Here is a 19,816-nt window from a genome sequence, read left to right as displayed (position 1 = left end):
GGAAGGCGACCCCGGCGCGGTATCAGCCCTTCTGCGCGGTGTGGGAGGTGACCGCGGCGCGGGACGTGACCCCGGCACGGAAGGCGACCCCGGCGTGGGAGGTGACCCCGGCGCGGGACGTGACCCCGGCGCGGGACGTGACCCCGGCGCGGGAGGCGACCGCGGCGCGGGACCTGACCCCGACGCGGAAAGCGAGCCCGGCGCGGAAAGCGAGCCCGGCGCGGAACGCGACCCCGGCGGGGTATCGGCCCTTCTGTGCGGCGTGGTGGTCGTTAGGCGGGTTCGCCGCTGAGTCTTTCGATGGCGTTGCGGAGGCGGCGGCGCCAGCCGGAGCGGCCGGCCTCTTCGTCGGCGGCGGCGAGGCTGACCAGGTGCTGGGCCGTCTCGAAGCTCTCGTCGGTCTGCGAGTCGACCTCGGTCAGCGCCGACTTCGGCTCGTCGTATTCGTACTCGAGCGATCGACTCGTCCACCCGAAGCCGTCAGGCACCAGCAGCTGGGGTACGAGGGTCTCGTGGCTGAGCGACGTCAGCTCGTTGTCACCGTTGCCGATGCTGAAGATCGTCGTACCGCGTCGCCGTACGTCGCTGATCCGTTCCAGGAGCGTGTCGGCGGGTGTGCCCTCGGCGACGACCAGCAACGACTCACCACGACCGGCGTCGCGCAAGCGGTCCAGGCCGATCGCCAGGTGCGGTGGGGCGCCCGGCGGCGGCGCCCAGCGGACTAGTGACGGCCGTAGGTCCTCGACGCCGGCCCGGTGCAGTTCGTCGTCCAGGTGCGCAGTCAGGTGCCAGGGCTCGTCGTCGACCGGTCCGAACAGCATGAGCCCGCTGCGCCTGGTGGTGAAGCGTCGCAGCGCATAGCCGAACTCCGTGGTCCGGCTGCCCAGCTCGGTGGCGGTCAGCATCTCCCGGAGGAGTGAGGCCCTGGTGAGATCCACACATCCAACCTACGCGACCTCAGGTCAGCCGGTCCGCCTTCGACTGCAGGTAGTTCCGTTCCGGCATGCTCGTCGTACGGCGGGCTGCCAGCAGATAACTCTCCCGTGCAGCGGCGACGTCACCGGACATCTCGAGCAGATGTGCGCGGACTGCCTCGAGCCGGTGGTTCATGCGGTCGTCCGACTCGAGTGGCTCGAGTACGGCGAGCCCCTCCTTCGGACCGACCGCCATACCCACCGCCACGGCATGGTTGAGCTTCACCATCGGGTTGTCGACCAGTTGCTCGAGTACGTCGTACAGCGCGACGATCTGCCGCCAGTCCGTGTCCTCAGCACGCTCTGCCGTGTCATGTACCGCAGCGATCGCTGCCTGCACCTGGTACGGCCCCAGCTGCGTCCGCGAGAGCGCATCGCTCACCATCGCCTCCCCCTCGACGATGGCGGCCCGGTTCCACTTGGAGCGGTCCTGCTCGGCCAGTGGGATCAGCGTCCCGTCCGCACTGGTACGGGCCGCCCGCCGGGCGTCGGTCAGCAGCATCAGCGCCAGCAGCCCCGCTACCTCGCCGTCGTCGGGCAGCAGCTTCCGCACACCGCGCACCAGGCGGATCGCCTCGGTCGTCAGTTCTGCGCTGTGCAGCGACGTACCGGACGACGCCGTGTAGCCCTCGTTGAAGATCAGGTAGAGCACGTGCAGTACGGCGCCCATCCGCTCGTCCCGCTCTGCCTCCGGCGGCATCTCGAACGAACTGCCAGCCTGCTTGATGCTCCGCTTCGCCCGGCTGATCCGCTGCGCCATGGTTGCCTCCGGCACCAGGAACGCGGCCGCGATCTGCGCGGTGGTGAGACCACCGACCGCACGCAGAGTCAGCGCGATCTGCGAAGCCGGCGACAACGCCGGATGGCAACAGAGGAACAGCAACGTGAGTGTGTCGTCTCTGCCACCCGGGTCGTCGATCTCCGGGCCCGACGCGACGAACTCCTCCGGAGCCGCAAGCTGTGCCGCGTTCTCCTCACGTCGCCGCCTGGCCGATTCACTACGCAGCAGATCAGTGAGCCGCCGCGACCCGACCCGGATCAGCCAGCCACGCGGGTTGTCCGGCACGCCCTCGGTCGGCCACTGCTGCGTGGCCGCGAGCAGAGCCTCCTGGACCGCTTCCTCGGCCAGGTCGAAGTGACCGTAGTGCCGGACCAGCGCACTGAGCACCTGCGGCGCCTGTTCCCGCAGCAGCAGTTCGAAGCTGCTCACATCTCCAGCCCAGACATGTCCATGACCGGTCGCACCTCCACGGCGACGTACTCCGCGTCCGGCATGCGCGCGGCGTACCCGATCGCCTGGTCGATGTCGTCGCACTCCACCAGGTAGAACCCGGCCAGGTGCTCCTTCGCCTCGGCGTACGGCCCGTCCGTCGTGGTCGTGGTGTCGTCACGCACCTGAACGGTCCGGGTGGTGATCGGGTCGGCCAGACCGGCGGCACTGACCAGCAGGCCTTGCTCGGTCAGCTCTCGCGACAGCGCCTCGTGCGCCTCGGCCAGGCCGTCGCGTTGCTCGGGCGACAGGCTCGCCCAGCTCTCGGCGTTGCTGTAGATCAGCAGCATGTACTTCACAGTCACCATCCTGTACCGAGTGGAGGCCGCTGTGACCCCCAGTTAACCGGTACGTCGAAGCAGGTACGCCGTACTTCGACAAAACCGGAATGTCGAAGTACACCCGGTCGGCACCGACGTCTCTGTCGAGTGACGCTCAGCCGGGGCGTCCCGCCGTACTGGAGATGCCTGATGGTTTCGCATTCGAAGCGTTGGTTCGCGCTGGCGTTGCTCTGTCTGACCGGGTTCATGATCATCCTGGACGCGTCGATCGTGCTGGTCGCCGTACCGTCGATCGAGCGGGAGCTGACCTTCTCCACCGGTGGCGCGCAGTGGGTGCCCAGCGGGTACGGGCTGATGTTCGGCGGCCTCCTGCTGCTCGGCGGCCGGATCTCCGACCTGCTGGGTCGCCGGCGCGTCTTCATCACCGGACTGCTGCTCTTCGCAGGGTCCTCTCTTCTCTGCGGGCTCGCCTGGAGTGGTGACGCTCTGGTCCTCGCACGCGGACTGCAGGGCGCCGCAGCCGCCGTACTGGCTCCCAGCGCGTTGTCGATCGTCATGACCACGTTCCCGTCCGGTCCGGATCGCAACAAGGCTCTAGGGATCTGGGGAGCGACCAGTGGGGTCGGCGGTACGGCGGGTTCGCTCGTCGGCGGACCTGTCACGGACGGACTCGGCTGGCAGTGGATCTTCTTCATCAACGTGCCCGTCTGCGTGCTGGTCGTCGTACTCGCGCCCGTACTGCTGCTGGACAGTCGCGGACCCGGTCGCCGCGGGTTCGACGTGGCCGGTGCTATCACCGTCACCGCCGCACTCATCGTCCTGGTGTACGCCGTCATCGAGGCACCTGAGTCGTCCGCGACGCGGACTGTACTCCTGGTGCTCGCCTCCGCTGCTCTGTTCGCACTGTTCGTAGCAGTTGAGAAGCGCTCGGCGGACCCGCTCGTACCGCTGCGGATCTTCCACTCACGCGCACTGGTCGGCGGCAACCTCATCACCATCAGCTGGGGGCTGGCTGCCTTCGGACTCAACTTTGTCTACACGCAGTACGCACAGCTCGCACTGGGAGCGTCAGCGATCCGCTACGGCCTCATGTCCGCCGTACTCGCAGCAGCCGCAGTCGTGGCGTCCATGGTCGGTCAGCACCTCGTCACTCGAGTCGGACCGCGCCGGGTCGCGTTCGTATCGCTACTGGTCGCAGGACTCGGTACGACGCTGATGACTCAGCTCACCGTGTCTTCTGGGTACTTCGAGCTGGCCTTCTGGGGGCTGACGATCTTCGGTGCCGGACTGGGCGCAGGTACGGTCGCCGGCTCGATCGCCTCACTGAGCGACGTCGCGGGCGAGGACGCCGGTGTCGCATCCGGACTACAGAACGCCAGCTTCCAGATCGGCGGCGCCGTCGGCGTCGCGGCAGTCTCCGCGGTGGCTACTGCGAGTACGTCGGGCACTACGCCGGTCGCCCTGGTCCACGGCTATCGGATCGCCTTCGTGACGGTGTGGGCGTTCATCGTGGTCGGCTTCGCCGGATGTGCGCTGATCAAACGGGTGTTGGAGGTTCAGGGCACGAAAGGTGGGCACCGGACGTCTGTGGCCGCCATCTCCGCCAGGCGGCCCCCGGCGAAGGAGGGCTCATGCTCATTCTCGGACTGATCCTGCTGATTCTCGGGTTCGTCCTGAACGTCTCGATCTTGTGGACCATCGGCATCATCCTGCTGCTGGTCGGCGCAGTGTTCTGGATCCTCGGAGCGACCGGCCGCGCGGTCGGCGGACGAGCACACTGGTACTGATCGCCGAGCGCACCAGAACCCCGCGGGTCGCCCGCGGGGTTCTGTCGGCACGGGTGACTACCGTGTGGCCATGAAGTACGTCGTGATGATCTTTCGGAGCGTCGACCGGGTGTGGACCGCGGACGACGACGAGGCCCTGCGCCGGTTGTTGCGGCTCGAACAGGAGCTCGCCGCGTCCGGTGAACTGGTCAGCTCGGAGGGCCTGCGACCGCCTGAGGACGGCCGGATCGTGCAGATCCGGGAAGGTCAGCAGGTCGTCACCGACGGTCCGTTCGGTGAGGCCAAGGAGCAACTGGCCGGGTTCTTCCTGATCGACGCGCCCGACGACAAGCGCGCGCAGGAGATCGCCGGCCAGGTCTCAGCCGCGGTCGGCGACCGCGTCGAGCTCCGCAGCACCCTGATCTCGGCGGGGATGCCAGACGAACTCCGGTGAGCGCTTCTGTGTGAAGGCCTCGATCCCTTCCGCGAGCTCACCCGAGGCGATCGTCTCGCGATACCGCCGTACCGCTGCCGTGTCTCCGTCCTCGCCGGAAAGCAGTGCGTTGACCGACTCCTTGGCCGAGCGGATCGTCAGCTGCGACCGCGACACCAGCGTGGCCGCAAACGCCTCGGCCGCCACCATCGGATCATCGTCCACACGGTCGACCAGGCCCTTGAGTTCGGCCTGGTCCGCAGTGAACAGGTCGCCGCTGAAGAGCAGGTACTTCGTGGTCGCCGGACCGACGAGGTCGAGCAGCACCTTGATCGCCGCCGGCGGGTAGACGACGCCGATCCGAGCCGGTGTGACGCCGAAACTCGCGTCCCGCGCGGCGAACCGGAAGTCACAGTTCACCGCGATCTCCAGACCGCCGCCGATGCAGTGCCCGCGAACCACCGCGATCGTCGGCTTCGGGAACTCCCGCAACGCCGCCTGCGCCTGCAGGTTGGATGCCCGCAGCTCGGCCATCGGATCGGCCGGGTCGGCGCCCGAGATCAGCTCGCGGATATCGGCGCCGGCGGAGAAACTCGCACCCTCGCCAGTCACCAGCAGGACCTTGACCTCGTCGTTGCTCGCCAGGTCGGCGAGCAGGCCGGGCAGGGCCGCCCACATCGCGCGGGTCAACGCGTTCCGCTTCGCCGCGCGATCGATCACCAGCTGCGCGACCGCCCCGCCCTCGATCCGAAATCCCACGCGGGCAGTCAAGCAGCAACCGCCGTACGGGCGCCGCGCCGTGGGTCACATCCGGTTCCCTGCCCACCAAGCGTTTGATGTCGGAACGGTCACATCCGGATAGCGGGCAGATCACGTCTGGCGGCAGCCAGTGGATGTTCGTAATGCGTTAAGAGTAGGGGCCGATTCGAACCGGCGCGGCGAAGTGTGCTTGACTCCTCCGGTCGATAACGTTTTGGTCTCGGCAGATTGGGTTCCAGAAGTGGCTGCAGGACGGCATAGACAGGCGCGGCACCGGCAATCGCGCGCCAAGATGATCCAGCCAGGTCTCGTGAAGGTGGCGATCCCAGGCGCGGCAGTGGCGATGGTTGCCACCGGTTCGGCCGCCGCACTCCCCAGCCAGCATGTTCAGCTCGACCCGTCGATCGCCAGCTCGTCCCTGCAGCTGTCGCGCGACGCCACGATCAGCCGGGACGCTCTGCGTCCGCCGATCAGCACGACGTCGACGACTCCGGCGCCCAAGCCGAAGGCGAGCCCGACGCCCAAGCACCTGAAGAAGCAGGCGCCGATCCCGAAGCCGACCTCGGCGAAGACCCGCGCGGCGCAGGATCTGAACGCGAACGCGACGCCGCCGAAGATCACCGGCACGAAGTACACCACCACCGACGTGAACCTCTGGTCGCTGCCGCTGACCGGCCTGCTGCTGGACGTGCTGCCGAAGGGCACCAAGGTCTCGGTCACCGGCAAGGTCGACGGCATCTGGGCCGAGGTGGTCAGCGACGGCAAGTCCCGCTGGGTGAAGGCGCAGTACCTGTCCGCAACCAAGCCGGTCGCCAGCGTTTCCGGGGCGATCTCGCAGGCGGCCTGCAAGTCCGGCTCCGCGGTCGAGGACGGCCTGACCCAGGACGCGATCCGGGTGCACCGGGCGATCTGCGCGAAGTTCCCCGACATCACGTCGTACGGCGGTCTGCGGTCCGGCGACAGCGGCTCGGAGCACTCCACCGGGCATGCGCTCGACATCATGGTCAGCGGTTCCGAGGGCCAGGAGGTCGCGGACTGGCTGAAGGCCAACTACAAGAAGCTCGGCGTCAGCCAGCTGATCTGGCAGCAGCACATCTGGACGGTCCAGCGCAGCAGCGAAGGCTGGCGCGCGATGGAGGACCGTGGTGGCGCGACCGCGAACCACTACGACCACGTGCATGTGACCGTCTACGGCAACTCCGGCACGGTCTGAGCGACGCGAGAAAGCGGCCCGGGGCGGGGACCCGGGCCGCTTTTCTATGGGCGGATGTTGGCGTTCAGGTGGAAGACGTTCGTGGGGTCGTAGGCCCGCTTCACCTCGCGCAGGCGTCGCAGATCTGCCGCGCCGTACGCCGTGTCCGCGCGCCCCGGGTCGCCGAGGAAGTTCACGAACGTCCGCCCCGACGTCGGCAGGCCCACGACCTCGCGGTCGATGATCAGTGAGTACGACGCGTCGCGGTGACCGATCGGACCGGCGCCGGGACCCGGGTGGGCCATCGCGCCGCCCCAGTGACGGATCTCGACCATCGCGTCCTCGAGCTCGGTGACCACGTCGATCACCTCGTCGGTCAGCGTGTCCAGGAAATCGAGGTGGCGAGCGGGCGTGCCGCCCATCGCGGCGTCGGCGTACTCGATCGTCTTCAGCTCACCGGCGAGCCGCGGGCCGGCGATCTCGAACAGCGGCTTCAGCAGGTGTTCGGCCAGCTCGGCCTCACCGGCGTACAGGACCTTGATCGCGACGGCGCGCTGCTCGGTGCCGGGGACGCGGGTCAGGACGACCGCGGTGCTGAGTTCGTTGGGGATCGTGGCGGTCCAGTCGCGGTACCGGCGGAGGATCGCGGCGGCGCGGTCGATGCCGTAGTAGACGATGCCGGCGTGGACCTGGCGGACCGGGTACAGGCGGAACTCGAGCGAGGTGACGATGCCGAAGTTGCCGGTGCCGCCGCGGATCGCCCAGAAGAGGTCCGGGTGCTGCTCGGCGCTCGCGGTGACGGCGCGCCCGTCGGCGGTGACGACCTCGGCGCGGATCACGCTGTCGGCCGCGAACCCGTACTTCCGGGCCAGCCACCCGACTCCGCCGCCCAGCGTGTACCCGGTGACGCCGACGTCGCGGTGCGACCCGGACAGCGGAGCAAGCCCGAACTGCCGCGCGGCATCCAGCACCGCACCCCAGCGGGCGCCCGGCGCGACCTTGGCGATCCGGCGCTCGGGGTCGATCAGTACGCCGGTCAGCTGTGTTGTCTTCAGCAGGATCCCGCCGTCAGCGGGCACCCGGGTGCCGTGTCCTGTCGCCTGCACAGCGATCGGTACGCCGTACTCGCGAGCGGTCCGCACGGCGGCCTGTACGTCGGTCCGCCCGTACGCCTCAGCGATCACGAGCGGGCGCGAGTCCACCGAAGGGATCACCGAACGCCGCTGCTGGTCGTACTCCGCCTCTCCGGGCAGCCGGACGGCACCGTTGAAACCTGCCCCCAGCAGACCCGCCACGAGGTCACTGGCAACCGCTGCAATCGCCTGCGTAGACATCTGATCCCGCTCCTTCGCCGTATCCGCTTCCTGTCCATACGTCGAAGGAGATCGCCGATGATCGACACGTCCGCCAAACTATTCTCGATGACTCACTCGGTCGAGATCTCCGGACGTACCCTCACCAAGCGCTACGCGTCGTGGCCCCGTGACGAGCCGGCCCGCGAATGGGCCGCGCTGACAGTGCTCTCCCGCGCCGCACCCGGCCTCACGCCCACTCCCCTCGAGTTGTCCACAGACCCCACGCCGTCGCTGACGATGACGGTCGTCCCCGGAGAACCGCTCGGAGGCTCGCTTACCTCCGCCCAGACCACAGCTCTGGGCGATGCTCTGCAGTCACTCTGGTCAGTGCCCGTTGATGGGCTCGCGCCGATCGATCTGCAAGCGCTCGTCGACCGCACCCGATCGGGGCTCGTCGCGCTCCGCGACACCGATGGCGTGATCGCCGAGGCCGCCCGTACCTGGCTCGACAACGAGCCGACCGACCTGACCGCCGTACACGATCCTGTGGTTGCCCACGGCGATCCCAACCTCACCAACTATCTGTGGGACGGCGCGCGGGTCCGCATCGTCGACTTCGAGGACGCCGGGTTGGGTGATCGCACCGTCGAACTGGCGAACCTGGTCGAGCACCTGTCGTGGCGACAGACCGACCCGACGTCGTTGGTACGGCGGTTCTCCGCGGACCCTGCACGGTTCCGGGCGGCGCGCTGCCTGTGGGCCGGGTTCTGGCTGACGCTGATCGGGCCGGGTGGGCCGAGCGCCGACCGCAATCCACCAGGGACCGCGGAGGCGCAGGCGCAGCGGCTGCTCAGGCTGGTAGCGGGATGACTTCGAGGCGGTCAAGATCGGCCAGGATGTCGATCTGAGTGATCTTGCCGTCGGTCACGGTGATGGACATGACGCCCATCAAGCGGTCGTTGACGACCGTGATCGCACCGGGCAGCCCGTTGACCAGCGCGAGCTGGGTGTACGGCGCCATACGGCTGAACATGAGCGCCTGCTCGACGACTGCCTTCGCGCCGCGGACCAGCTTCGACACAGCCGGTCCGGCGAACTCGGCGCTCGCCGTACCCGCGTCCGCCCGCAGCAGCACGTCCGGATCCAGCAGTGCTAGCAACGCCTCGAAGTCACCGCCGCGCGACGCGGCCATGAAGGCCTCGACGACGGCCCGCTGCCGGCTGACGTCGCCGTCGCTCGCCGGCGCACCCTGGACCCGCCGCCGCGCCCGACTCGCCAGCTGACGCGTCGCGGCCGGCGACTTGTCCACAATCGTGGCGATCTCGTCGAACCCGACGCCGAACATGTCGTGCAACACGAACGCCAGCCGCTCGGCCGGCGACAGGGTCTCCAGTACGACGAGCAACGCCAGCCCGATCGCATCCGCCTGGACCGCCTCGTCCTCCGGTCCCAGTTGACCGTCCACACGACCGATGACCGGGTCCGGCACGTACGTGTCGAGTGAGTCCTCCCGCCGCGACTTGCGGCTGCGCAGCATGTCCAGACACACCCGCGACACCACCGTGGTCAGCCAGCCGGCCAGATTGCCGACGTCACTCACGTCAGTACGACTCAGCCGCAGCCAGGCCTCCTGTACGGCGTCCTCGGCCTCAGGCAGCGATCCGAGCATCCGGTACGCGACAGCACGCAGGTGCCCACGGTTCTCCTCGAACCGCCGCGCCAGCTGCTCATGCTCGTCCACCGCTACCTCCTCAGTCCCCTGACGGATCAGCCCACCATGATGTGACAGCAGCCGGATCAGCCGATCATGGGGTCATGACTCACCGGGTGTTCGCGGACGACTTCGACGCGCAGGCCATGGACCTGTCGGTCTGGTCGCCGTACTACCTACCGCACTGGAGCTCTCGCGCCACCTCTGCTGCGACCTACCAGCTGGCCGACTCCTGTCTGACGCTCAGCATCCCTGTCGAGCAGGGTCTCTGGTGCGCTGGCGATCATCAGCCAGACCTGCGGGTCTCCGGGATCCAGTCGGGCAACTACTCGGGTCCTGTCGGCAGTACGGTCGGTCAGCAGCCGTACCGGGACGGTCTGCTGGTTAGGGAGGAGCAGGAGCCGTTCTGGGGCTTGACCTCCGACGGTGGGTACGTCGAGCTCCGCGCCCGCGCCGACATCGCTCCGGGGTCCATGGTGTCGCTCTGGATGGTCGGGCTGGAGGATGAGCCGGACCGGTGCGGCGAGATCTGTGTCATGGAGGTGTTCGGCGACGCACTCGTTCCCGGTGAATCCGCTGCGGTCGGCATGGGTCTCAAGACCATCCGCGACCCCGCCGTACCGCAGGACTTCGAGGCAGTGCGGCTGCCGATCGACGTACGGGAGTTCCACACGTACGCGGTCGAGTGGTCCGATGGTACGGCGACGTTCTCCGTCGACGGCACCGCGATCCGCAGCTGCCAGGGCGCTCCGACGTACCCGATGCAGTTGATGCTCGCGGTCTTCGACTTCCCGGAGCAGTCCGGGAGGAACCATGTCCCGAGCTTTGTCGTCGACCACGTTCGGGTGCGCTAAGGTCGGGGCATGTTCCAGCGCGCGAGTATGTGGTGGGCCGTCGACCTGACGGCCTGAATCCGCGCGTACCCACCCCGGCCGTCTCCTGCGAGGCGGCCGTTGTCATGTTCTCCTCGTGGGCGGCCCAGCACCCTGAGGAATGCCGATGGCGACAACACTCCGGACGTGGTCCGGTCTGATCTCCGCGCTCCTGGCCGGCTCCGACCTGTCGACGGCGGACACCGGCTGGGCGATGGACCAACTGGTGCTGGGCGAGGCGTCGCCGTCCCAGATCTCCGGGTTCCTGATTGCCCTGCGGGCGAAGGGCGAGACCGCGGATGAGCTCAACGGGCTGGCCGACGTACTGCGTTCGCACGCGACGCCAGTGCGGATCAGCGGACCGTTCGTGGACATCGTCGGGACAGGTGGCGATCGAACCGGTGCAGCGAACATCTCCACGATGGCAGCCGTGGTTGTCGCCGCTACTGGTGTCACTGTGGTCAAGCACGGTGGACGCGCCGCCTCCTCATCAGCCGCCGGTTCCGGAGACCTGGTCGAGTATCTGGGTGTTCCACTCGACCTGTCCGCTGCGGACGCCGCCGAGATGGCTGCGGACGTCGGACTGACCTACCTGTTCGCTCCACGCTTCAACCCAGCTCTGCGCCAAGTTGCAGTGGTACGGCGTGAGTTGGCGGTCCCCACCGCCTTCAACGTGCTCGCACCGTTGCTGAACCCGGCCAACCCGCAGCACCAACTAGTTGGCGTAGCGAACCCGCGCATGCTGCCTGTGCTGGCCGGTGCGCTCGCCAAGCAGGGCCGGTCCGCACTTGTCGCCCGCGGCGACGACGGACTCGACAAGCTCACCACTACTGGCTACTCACGGCTCTGGGTGGTGCATGGCGGCTCTGCATCGGAAGTGGTCTTCGACCCACGCTCACTGGGGCTACGACCCTCGTCGCTGGCTGAGCTACGTGGTGGCGATGCAGCGTTCAACGCACGGCTACTGCGCGGGTTGGTCGACGGAGAGCTCGGTCCGGTGCGTGACGTCGTTCTGCTGAACGCTGCAGCCGCATTGGCGACGCTGACGCTGGACTCCGGTCTGGAACCGTTGGGCGACTGCTTCGAGCGGTGCCGAAAGGCTGTGGACAGCGGTCGAGCAGCAGCAGTACTCGACCGCTGGACCAGCCGCTCCTAGTCGTTTGCGAACCGGAGAATGGTGTCGGTCACCAGTTGTGGTTCGCGGAGGCTAGGCAAGTGGTCGGCGCCGGGTAGCCAGATGAACTCGCAGCCGGGAATCCGTGCGGACGTCCCGCCGGCCACGGCTGCGAGGATCGGACGGTCCTTGTCGCCCACCATGACGACGGACGGCGCCTTGATCTCGTGGAGCCGGTCGTAGACGGGCGGATCCGGCTTCAGATACTCGTCTTGGTCGAGCCATGCTGGAGCCGAGGCGCGAAGCTGAGCGACCGCAGCATCGTCGGCCCCTGCCGCAGCCCCGAGCCGCAGCCCGAGCTGCACCAGCCCCTCCACATCCCGCTTGGCAATCAGTCCGTCGTACTCCGCGTCGAGCTCCGGCTCCTCGGGCATCGGGAAGCCGGACACTCCCGGACACAACAGCACCAGGCCGTGAACGCGCTCCGGATGAGCCAGCGTGAAGCTGAGCGCCGCACGGCCGCCCATCGAGCAGCCGACCAGCAGTACGCGTTCCAGGTTCAGCTGCTCCAGGACCGTCTCCAGGTCGCCGCGCAGCGAGAACTCACCTGTCGGCTGCGGCGAACGCCCGTACCCACGGACGTCGTACCGAACGACCCGCCGACCATTGAGCCCGGGCAGCACGGGATCCCACACACGAGAGTCCCCGATCCCCGGATGCAGCAGCACTATCGGCACACCGTCGCCAGCCAGATGCTCAGCCCAGACCGTGTCCTGTCCAACCGGAATCGTCAGCTCCATCTCTTCAGCATGCCCGTCCGCGGGTACCAATGCCCGCCAGCTCGCAGGTGCTTGACGAATGCCCTTTGCAGAGTGGTCTCCTGTGGGACGCTGTCGAGGTCCTCGTCGGTCAGCTGATGGTCAGGTACGTCAAGGTGCAGTCCTAGCCGCATCAGCTCACGGTCGCCTTCGGTCGGGTCCTCTGGTGGCAGGAGCGGGAGGATGTCGAAGCGGCTCTGGAAACGCATGATGTTCGACTCCGGGCGCAGGTACTCGCCCAGCTGCGGGTCCAGTAGCCAGGAGTGACACACCAGCCCCGCGAGCGGCTCCTCCGGGTACCAGCGCTCGAACGACTCGACTGCAGTTGCGACGGACTCCTCTGACTCCTGTGCGTCGAGTCGCCCAGTCGGTGGGATGTGAATGGAGAGCACGTGACCGGACACACCATCGCCCAGGCCCATGTGGGTACGGGTGAAGTCATGCCGACCGATCTCGTAGTCGGCACCCCGGAATCTCAGTGGTGGACCCCAGAGCGGCATCAGCCCGACGCCCGCGCAGCCGAAGATGTGCCGGTGCGTATGCATCACTCCGCCGAGCGCCGAGACGGTTGCGACAGATACGGAGTCCGGTACGCCCCGCTGGGCGTGGAGCTCACGCAACCTCGGCAGGTTGGCCAGCAACGCCCACGCCGGTGCGAACAATCCGACGGGCGACGCATTCCGCGGCACTGCCGGCCAGCCTCTGAAACCTGTGGACGGCAGCGCCAGATCCAGGTCCCGCTCAACCTCGCCTGCCAGCGCCCACGTGATCGCCCACCATTCCGGGTCGCGGTCCGGGTCCGGACGCGCCGCCAGCATCGCGTCACGATCAGCCGGGTGCACACCGCAGTACGCGAGCAACTCCTCGGCGTCCTCGGGCAGCTGCGGGCCGGTGCCGACCTCCAGGCCCTCGAACCGCGTCTGGTCCCGCTTCGTGAAGCCCACTCGTTCCGCCGCACTCAGAACATCCACAACCTGTTCCCTCCGCCGCGCTCGGTCTGTCCCTCGACCTCACCACGGGCCGCCCCTCGTGCGCACGACTTTTGTGTCCTAGGTCACCGTTAGGCTCGCCGCACGGCAAGCGAACCAGGGAGATGGCATGGCGAAGTTCGGGCAGTCCGACGACTTGCAAGGCGCGGAGTTCTTCGAGGCGAACCTGCGCGGGGCTCGGTTCGTCGAGTCCGATCTGTCCGGCGCGGTGATGCGCGGAGTCGACATCCAGGGCGCGGACATCGACGCGCCGTGGCTGGCCGAGCCCGGGGCCAGCCTGACGGTGAACGGTGTCGAAGTCGCGGCGTACGTCGAAGCCGAGCTGAACCGCCGCTTCCCCGGCCGGGCGGACCGGCGCGCCGAGGACCCCGACGGTCTCCGCACCGCCTGGGCCAAGCTCGAGCAGACCTGGTCGGCGACGATCGAACGGGTCGCGGGTATGCCGGAAGGCAGCGCCGACGTGTCGGTCGACGGCGAGTGGTCGTTCGCGCAGACACTGCGGCACCTGGTGCACGCGATCGACCTGTGGTTCGGCCGGTCGATCCTCGAACGCGAGGACTTCCATCCGCTCGGCCTGGGTCACGCCGCCGACGACGCGCTGACCGAGAAACCGCCGTACGCCGAAGTTCTCGAGGCCCACGCCGGCCGCTTCGCCATGGTCCGCGACTTCATCGCCACCGTGACCCCGGCCGAACTGGACACTCCCCGCAAGAACCCGCACGGCCCCCACCCCGAAACCACCCGCTCCTGCCTACACGTCATCCTCGGAGAAGGCTGGGAGCACCACCGCTTCACCACCCGAGACCTCAACACCATCGAGGCTGCTCGGGTGATCCCGCGCGGGGCGAGTGATGCCCCGGTCTTGTAGTCCACGCGATATGGGCGCAGGGTCGAAGGTGGGGCGGGCCAGGCCAACAGGGGGCGGCAGCGGTCGTCTGCGCAGACTCCCGCCCTGCCCGGGGGGGTCGAGATGTCACACGGTTCGATCAAGCGGCTGACTGCTGCTTTGTCTGTCGCGGTGCTGGTGATTCTGCCTGCGTGCTCCGCAGACCAGAGCGCGTCCCCGTCCCCGAGCAGCCCCACGGCCTCGTCGAGTGGTGTTCGACCTGTAGCTGGCGAGCCGCTGCCCGCGGGTACCTACGTATCCGAGATCTTCAAGACTCCGCTGACCTACACCGTGCCGGCCGGTTGGAAGATGTTCGAAGACGAACCCGGCCAGTTCGGCCTGACCCTGGTCGCCAACGACCATCCCTGTGTCTGCGTCTGGCGCGACGTACGCGCCGCCGCGACCACCGGCGCGGAGGAACCCGAACCCGGCGTCGGCACCTCCGCCAAAGAGATCACAACCTGGCTGGCACACCACAAGTGGCTCAAACCAGCCACACCGAAAGCCGTGACCGTCGGCGGCCTCACCGGCTACGTCATCGACGTAGCCGGCAATCCCAAGGCGTCGACCCTGATCGGAAGCGGCCTCAGCGCCGGCGTGCACTGGGAAGCCAGTTCGATCGAAGGCTCGTCGCAGCGCGTCTACTTACTCGACCTTGGCAAGAACGGCGCCGACGGCAACATCGCCATCAACATCGAAATCTGCTGCGGCGTCCAACGAGCCGAACGGCTAGCCGCAGTGGAACCCGTCCTCAAAACCTTCACCTTCAAAACAGACTGACCGCCGGTATGTGGTGGAGTTTGCGATGTGGACAAGGATCCCCGTCAGCGACCGGAACCCGCCGCAGATGAGAAGGCCATGCTGAGCGGGTGGCTCGATTGGCAACGACAGACGGTGCGACTCAAGTGCGCAGATCTCTCCGATGCGGACGCGCGTCGCCAAATCCTGCCAGAGACCTCACCACAGATGACCATCGCCTGGCTGGTGTACCACCTCACGAGTGTCGAGCTGGGTTGGTTCGTTCGATCGTTTCTGGGCGAGCCGACACGATCCACACCAAGCCTCTCCGAGCCACTGTCCGTCCTCCTGGACGCCTACGAGGCACAGTGTGAGATCTCACGACAGATCGTCGCCGATCATGATCTCGACGAACTCGAGCGGTGGGCTCCCGAAGGACTCCCACTCGTCTCACTCCGCTGGATCCTCGGCCACGTAATCGAAGAAACCGCCCGCCACCTCGGCCACCTCGACATCCTCCGAGAACTCACCGACGGCAGACGGGGCTACTAGCGGGTGTGGGCCGACATCGATCGACTCAGAGCGGAGGGTGTGGGATTCGAACCCACGATGACGGTCACCCGCCATACCGGTTTTCAAGACCAGCGCACTCGGCCGCTATGCGAACCCTCCTGGCGGTTGCCGCCGAGGGTTGAGGATACCGGGTGGAAACTGAGTGCGGGGGTGGGGAGGGGCCGGTATGGTCGGCGCAGCGGCGCGGCGCCGCTGAGGGTATGGACGGAGGTGGGAGCAATGTCTCGGTCGTTCGAGGGCATCGCACACACCGGCCGGTCGGCGCGCTGACGCTCTGACCGGGCGAACCGGCCGGCTACACAGTCGGCGTCCATCGCTTCGTCATGCCCTCAGGAGTTCCTATGCGTTCCCTCGGTGCGTACCTGGTCCCGGCAGAGCTCGGACCTGATTTCCGCAAGATCTTCCCGGCCGCGATCATCTCCAACCTCGGCGACGGCGCCCTGAGCGCCGCCGGCCCGTTGCTCGTCGCCTCCATCACCAATGAACCTGCAGCGGTCGGGGCCGCTGCCTTCGTCCAGCAGCTGCCCTGGCTGCTCTTCGCCCTGTTCAGCGGCGTCCTCGTCGACCGGCTCGACCGCCGGTTGATGATCGTTGCCGCGGACACCTTTCGCGCGATCGTCCTGGCCGCGCTCGGTCTCGCCGTACTGCTCGACACCGCGCCGCTCTGGGCGGTCTACCTCGCCTTGTTCCTTCTCGGTACGGCGGAAACGCTGGCAGATAACGCATCCGGTGCTTTGCTGGTCAGCGCCGTACCGAAGCTCCACCTCGGCAAGGCCAACGCTCGACTGTTCGCCAGCGGCACCGTGCTCCAGCAACTCGGCGGACCACCGCTGGGCGCGCTGCTGTTCGCTGCAGGTGCCGGCATCCCACTGGTCTTCGACGCGGTCACCTTTGCCGCCGCCGCGGCCCTGATCGCTCGCGTCGCTGTACGACCGCCGCTGTCCGACCACTCCACCCGCGCAGCTGTGTTGCATGAGGTGCGCGAAGGAGTGCGCTGGCTCTGGCATCACTCCGGCGTACGGACGCTCGCCGTGTCGATCCTGGTCATGAACATCACCTTCTGTGCCGCCTTCGCGACCTGGGTGTTGTTCGCGCGCGAGCAGCTGGGGCTGAGCGAGACCCAGTTCGGTCTGCTCGTGTCGGTCGGTGCCGTGGGCGGTGTGCTCGGAATGCCGACGTACCACTTCCTTGAGCCGCGCGTGGGGTCAGTGACCCTCCTCCGCGCCGGACTGGTCATCGAGACGACGGTCCACCTGATCCTGGCGCTCACCAGGAACCCGTGGGTCGCCGGCGCGACCATGGCTGTGTTCGGCGTCCACGCCGTGGTGTGGGGCATTGTGTCGACTACAGCGCGTCAGCTGGCCACACCGGACGCTCTGATGGGCAGGGTGAACAGCGTGTACCTCCTGGCCTCAGTGGGCGGTGCCGCGATCGGTTCCGCGCTTGGCGGCGTACTCGCGCAGCAGTACGGTCTGGCCGCACCGTTCGCGATCGCCTTCGTGGCGATGGTGGCGATGACGGCGGTCGCCTGGCGTCCACTGCGGAACGTCTCGGTACGTCGGGTAGGCGCGACTGACTGAAAATCGGATGGAATGGGCTCGCGGGCGCTTGCTACGGTTCGCCAGCCGCCGAAAAGACCCGATGGGAGCGCTCCGCCATGCCCGCAGCCGCGTCACTTGGCCTCCCGAACGTCCGCGGCCGGATCCCACTGCTGGCCGGACTGGCGATCGACTCGTTCGGCGGCGGCTGCGCCGGGCCGCTGGTGCTGCTGTTCTTCAACAAGGTCGCCGGCATCCCGCTCGGGACCGCCGGCGTGATGCTGACCGTCGCGACACTGTTCTCCATCGCGGCGCCCGCCGTGGTGGGTCAGGTGATCGATCGCGTCGGACCGCGGAACCTTGTCGTGGCGGCGCAGTTCGCTCAGGGGCTGGCGTTCACGGGCTTCTTCTTCGGGCGGTCGATGTGGCTGCTGTTCCTGTGCGCGCTGGTCACGACGACCGGTCAGCGGGTGTTCTGGTCGGCGATCTTCAGCCTGCTCGCGGACGTCGCCGACGAGGGCGAGCGGGACAGGTGGTTCGGCCTGGGCGGGATGATGCAGGCCGGTGGCTTCGCTCTGGGCGCACTGGTGGCCGGCTGGCTGCTGGCGATCGGCGGAGACGCACCGTTCCTGATCGCGATGGCCCTCAACGCGGTGACGTTCTACCTCGCCGGGCTGCTCCTCCTGCGGCTGCACCCGTCGCACCACCAGCGGACGTACCAGGACAGCGGCCCGGCGCCGCTGCTGCGCAAGGACAAGACGTTCCTGGCGCTGATCGGCGCCAACACGTTACTGGCGCTCTGCACGATGATGCTCGGCGTCGGCGTGCCGGTGTACGTCGCTGAAGCGCTCACAGTGCCGAAGTGGCTGATCGGCGTACTGATCGCGGCGACGTCTGTCGTGCTCGCCACCGGTCAGACGCTCGTCGTACGGCACACCGAGCGGCGGCGGCGTACGAACGTCATGGTGGTCGCTGGGATCACGTACGCCGTGTGGGCGCTGCTGATGGCGCTACAGGTGCATATCGCGGCCGGATGGGTTGTGCCGGTGCTGGTACTCGCCACGGCCTGCTATGCGTTCGCCGACGTACTACACGCGGCGACGAACAACGCGCTGTCGGCCGCGATCTCGCCGACCGTCGGGCGGGGGAAGTACCTGTCGTACTGGCAGTACTCGTTCACCTTCTCGAGCGTGCTGGCGCCGGCGTTCTTCGCGCAGCTCTTCGAGGTGCATCACGAGCTGCCGTGGGTGGCGCTCGCGGCGCTCGCGCTGATCGCGAGTCTGACGATCTACGTGCTCGCCCGGGTGGCTCCGCGGTTGAGCTCCGAGCGCATCTGAGCGGCTGATTCCTGACCTGTCAGGTGTCATGTCGCAGAACATCGGTAACAGTTCTGTATGAGCTTCGGTGACAGTTCTGGTGGTCTTGGTGGTGACACTTCGGTCGTCCGCTCGCCCCGTCGACCGTTGTCTATGATCGTCCAGGGCTCTTGCTAGCAACCGCGTTAGTCGGCGCGTGATCAGCTGCCATTGTCAGCGGATCTCGTGCCAGCGGGCTCCGGTCCAAGGTGGCAGGTCGAGCGAGCGGGATGCCCAGCTGAGGCAGATCACGGCGATACGTTGAAAGACCATGCGGAGCCACTGCGGAGCCTGCGTCTCGTGGGCGGCCCGGCGAGCGTACTGACCGGCGATGTGGGCCGCCCAAGGCCCTCCTTCAGGTAGTACGTCGAACGGATCTGGGCCGCCTTCGATTGGCAACGTAGCGAGTGCCGAAGCGAGGTCCTGCTGCGGGTTCCCACGAATGGCCTGGGCCCAGTCCACCAGCACCACGCGTCGACCCACGAAACACAGATTGTCGCTCCGGACGTCGTTGTGCACCAGCGCATCACCCCCGACTGGGACGTTGCCCTCCGCTTCCACCAGTCCATCGAGCGCAGCGCTGAACCAGGCCTCGCTGCACAGGCCGAGCGCCAGGAAGTCATCCGCCTCGCGCTCGATCAACGGCCACTGCGGCCGGAATCCGTCCCGGGCTGACGGAAGGGATGCCGGCGGGGGCAGCTCACCGACCCGCCGCAGTGCCGCGAACAGGAGATCGAACTGACCGGGCTTCCACGTCACCGGGTCATGGTCGGCCGGCCAATGCGCAGCACGCAGGTCCTCCATCACGAGGACCGGGCGATCTCCGTCCTCGAGCCAGGCCAGCTCCCGAGCGACCAGGTCGCTATCGATACTGGAGACGATCTCATGCTCTGTACGGAGCCCTTTCGCTCCCAGGTCATCGACCGCAGCCTTAACGAAGGCGCTCGAGCCGTCAGCAAAGCCCACGACGAAGGACGCGGCCGACAGCCCGGTGTGCGGTCGATGCCAGTCAATCGGCTCTTTGCCTAGTGCCGACGCAATCAGCGTGTGCAGCTCCTGCGTCGGATGCCCGTCCTTTGTCACAGCCATACTGTGCATCTCCTAACCGGTTGGATCTTGCCTGCTCCGAGTGCCAGGGCCGGTCGCATTCAACGAACGGGATCGCCGGGTCGCGGCGATGCCGTCGTCAGGCAACCGACTCGGCTTGCGGCTTTCGTTCAGCCGACGAAGGCGACTGTGTTGCCGTCCAGGT

At 67.6% G+C, this 19,816-nt stretch carries 21 protein-coding genes and 1 tRNA gene; 12 read left to right on the top strand and 10 right to left on the bottom strand.

Going from position 1 to position 19,816, the window contains the following annotated elements:
- Nucleotides 1–272 precede the first annotated feature (272 nt).
- From EV647_RS01525 to EV647_RS01515, 3 genes are read right to left on the bottom strand one after another with little or no spacing between them, the layout of a single operon-like run.
- Entirely contained in the window at nt 273–938 is a 666-nt protein-coding gene (locus tag EV647_RS01525; RefSeq protein WP_202875998.1) for a hypothetical protein, read from the bottom strand.
- Nucleotides 939–957: 19 nt separating this feature from the next.
- Nucleotides 958–2,184, bottom strand: a complete 1,227-nt coding sequence (locus EV647_RS01520; RefSeq protein ID WP_133997166.1) for an RNA polymerase sigma factor — start codon at nt 2,182–2,184, stop codon at nt 958–960.
- Complete coding sequence (locus tag EV647_RS01515; RefSeq protein ID WP_238156787.1) at nt 2,181–2,534, bottom strand: YciI family protein; 354 nt, start codon at nt 2,532–2,534, stop codon at nt 2,181–2,183. Before EV647_RS01515 ends, EV647_RS01520 begins: the two co-directional genes overlap by 4 nt.
- Nucleotides 2,535–2,714: 180 nt before the next feature.
- Between EV647_RS01515 and EV647_RS01510 the strand changes: the two genes are divergently transcribed.
- The 3 genes from EV647_RS01510 to EV647_RS01505 all read left to right on the top strand — a co-directional run bounded on the left by EV647_RS01510 (nt 2,715) and on the right by EV647_RS01505 (nt 4,745).
- Nucleotides 2,715–4,175, top strand: a complete 1,461-nt coding sequence (locus tag EV647_RS01510) for an MFS transporter (RefSeq protein WP_133997163.1) — start codon at nt 2,715–2,717, stop codon at nt 4,173–4,175.
- A complete protein-coding gene (locus tag EV647_RS41820; RefSeq protein WP_166658529.1) occupies nt 4,157–4,312 on the top strand; it encodes a DUF6131 family protein in 156 nt (51 codons plus the stop codon). The genes EV647_RS01510 and EV647_RS41820 overlap by 19 nt, the downstream gene beginning before the upstream one ends.
- 70 nt (nt 4,313–4,382) lie before the next feature.
- A complete protein-coding gene (locus EV647_RS01505) occupies nt 4,383–4,745 on the top strand; it encodes a YciI family protein (RefSeq protein ID WP_133997161.1) in 363 nt (120 codons plus the stop codon).
- Here EV647_RS01505 and EV647_RS01500 read toward each other — a convergent pair.
- Nucleotides 4,671–5,483: an enoyl-CoA hydratase/isomerase family protein gene (locus tag EV647_RS01500; protein WP_202871033.1), complete on the bottom strand. Its 813-nt coding sequence runs from the start codon at nt 5,481–5,483 to the stop codon at nt 4,671–4,673. The two genes, EV647_RS01505 and EV647_RS01500, sit on opposite strands and share 75 nt — an antisense overlap.
- Before the next feature lie 292 nt (nt 5,484–5,775).
- Between EV647_RS01500 and EV647_RS01495 the strand changes: the two genes are divergently transcribed.
- Nucleotides 5,776–6,696 carry an SH3 domain-containing protein gene (locus tag EV647_RS01495; RefSeq protein ID WP_133997155.1) on the top strand — a complete coding sequence of 307 codons (921 nt, stop codon included), beginning with the start codon at nt 5,776–5,778 and terminating at the stop codon, nt 6,694–6,696.
- 44 nt (nt 6,697–6,740) lie between these two features.
- Here EV647_RS01495 and EV647_RS01490 read toward each other — a convergent pair whose 3' ends face one another.
- On the bottom strand, nt 6,741–8,009 hold the full coding sequence (locus tag EV647_RS01490; protein ID WP_133997152.1) for an FAD-binding oxidoreductase: 1,269 nt from the start codon (nt 8,007–8,009) through the stop codon (nt 6,741–6,743).
- Nucleotides 8,010–8,066: 57 nt separating this feature from the next.
- On the opposite strand from EV647_RS01490, the gene EV647_RS01485 reads away from it, so the two are divergent.
- Complete coding sequence (locus EV647_RS01485) at nt 8,067–8,840, top strand: phosphotransferase family protein (RefSeq protein WP_133997149.1); 774 nt, start codon at nt 8,067–8,069, stop codon at nt 8,838–8,840.
- Here the strand turns inward: EV647_RS01485 and sigJ are convergent.
- On the bottom strand, nt 8,821–9,711 hold the full coding sequence (sigJ, locus tag EV647_RS01480) for an RNA polymerase sigma factor SigJ (protein WP_133997146.1): 891 nt from the start codon (nt 9,709–9,711) through the stop codon (nt 8,821–8,823). The two genes, EV647_RS01485 and sigJ, sit on opposite strands and share 20 nt — an antisense overlap.
- 74 nt (nt 9,712–9,785) lie before the next feature.
- On the opposite strand from sigJ, the gene EV647_RS01475 reads away from it, so the two are divergent.
- Together EV647_RS01475 and trpD are read left to right on the top strand one after the other, a co-directional pair.
- On the top strand, nt 9,786–10,535 hold the full coding sequence (locus tag EV647_RS01475) for a glycoside hydrolase family 16 protein (protein ID WP_133997143.1): 750 nt from the start codon (nt 9,786–9,788) through the stop codon (nt 10,533–10,535).
- A 145-nt stretch (nt 10,536–10,680) separates the two neighbouring features.
- Nucleotides 10,681–11,709, top strand: coding sequence for an anthranilate phosphoribosyltransferase (gene trpD / locus EV647_RS01470; protein ID WP_202875997.1), 1,029 nt, complete (start codon nt 10,681–10,683; stop codon nt 11,707–11,709).
- Here the strand turns inward: trpD and EV647_RS01465 are convergent.
- A complete protein-coding gene (locus EV647_RS01465) occupies nt 11,706–12,467 on the bottom strand; it encodes an alpha/beta fold hydrolase (protein ID WP_133997137.1) in 762 nt (253 codons plus the stop codon). The two genes, trpD and EV647_RS01465, sit on opposite strands and share 4 nt — an antisense overlap.
- Nucleotides 12,458–13,456, bottom strand: a complete 999-nt coding sequence (locus tag EV647_RS01460; protein ID WP_133997134.1) for an acyltransferase domain-containing protein — start codon at nt 13,454–13,456, stop codon at nt 12,458–12,460. Before EV647_RS01460 ends, EV647_RS01465 begins: the two co-directional genes overlap by 10 nt.
- A gap of 127 nt (nt 13,457–13,583) precedes the next feature.
- Between EV647_RS01460 and EV647_RS01455 the strand changes: the two genes are divergently transcribed.
- From EV647_RS01455 to EV647_RS01445, 3 genes are all read left to right on the top strand, one after another.
- Nucleotides 13,584–14,342 carry a DinB family protein gene (locus EV647_RS01455; protein WP_133997131.1) on the top strand — a complete coding sequence of 253 codons (759 nt, stop codon included), beginning with the start codon at nt 13,584–13,586 and terminating at the stop codon, nt 14,340–14,342.
- A 150-nt stretch (nt 14,343–14,492) separates the two neighbouring features.
- A complete protein-coding gene (locus EV647_RS01450; RefSeq protein ID WP_133997128.1) occupies nt 14,493–15,140 on the top strand; it encodes a hypothetical protein in 648 nt (215 codons plus the stop codon).
- A 27-nt stretch (nt 15,141–15,167) separates the two neighbouring features.
- A complete protein-coding gene (locus EV647_RS01445; RefSeq protein WP_370342081.1) occupies nt 15,168–15,650 on the top strand; it encodes a DinB family protein in 483 nt (160 codons plus the stop codon).
- A gap of 31 nt (nt 15,651–15,681) precedes the next feature.
- Here the strand turns inward: EV647_RS01445 and EV647_RS01440 are convergent.
- Nucleotides 15,682–15,770, bottom strand: a tRNA-Ser gene (locus EV647_RS01440).
- Nucleotides 15,771–16,012: 242 nt separating this feature from the next.
- Here EV647_RS01440 and EV647_RS01435 point away from each other — a divergent pair.
- Together EV647_RS01435 and EV647_RS01430 are read left to right on the top strand one after the other, a co-directional pair.
- The gene (locus EV647_RS01435; protein WP_133997125.1) at nt 16,013–17,251 is read left to right on the top strand and encodes an MFS transporter; all 1,239 of its coding nucleotides are present in this window, start codon (nt 16,013–16,015) and stop codon (nt 17,249–17,251) included.
- Between the two features lie 77 nt (nt 17,252–17,328).
- Nucleotides 17,329–18,546, top strand: coding sequence for an MFS transporter (locus EV647_RS01430; RefSeq protein ID WP_133997122.1), 1,218 nt, complete (start codon nt 17,329–17,331; stop codon nt 18,544–18,546).
- A gap of 192 nt (nt 18,547–18,738) precedes the next feature.
- On the opposite strand, the gene EV647_RS01425 is transcribed toward EV647_RS01430, so the two are convergent.
- Nucleotides 18,739–19,647, bottom strand: coding sequence for a phosphotransferase (locus EV647_RS01425; protein WP_166680176.1), 909 nt, complete (start codon nt 19,645–19,647; stop codon nt 18,739–18,741).
- Between the last annotated feature and the right edge of the window lie 169 nt (nt 19,648–19,816).

Origin of the sequence: Kribbella sp. VKM Ac-2566, assembly GCF_004366005.1 — a bacterium.
In the GTDB taxonomy this organism is placed as follows: Bacteria; Actinomycetota; Actinomycetes; order Propionibacteriales; family Kribbellaceae; genus Kribbella; species Kribbella pratensis.
This window is presented reverse-complemented; position numbering and strand designations above follow the sequence as displayed.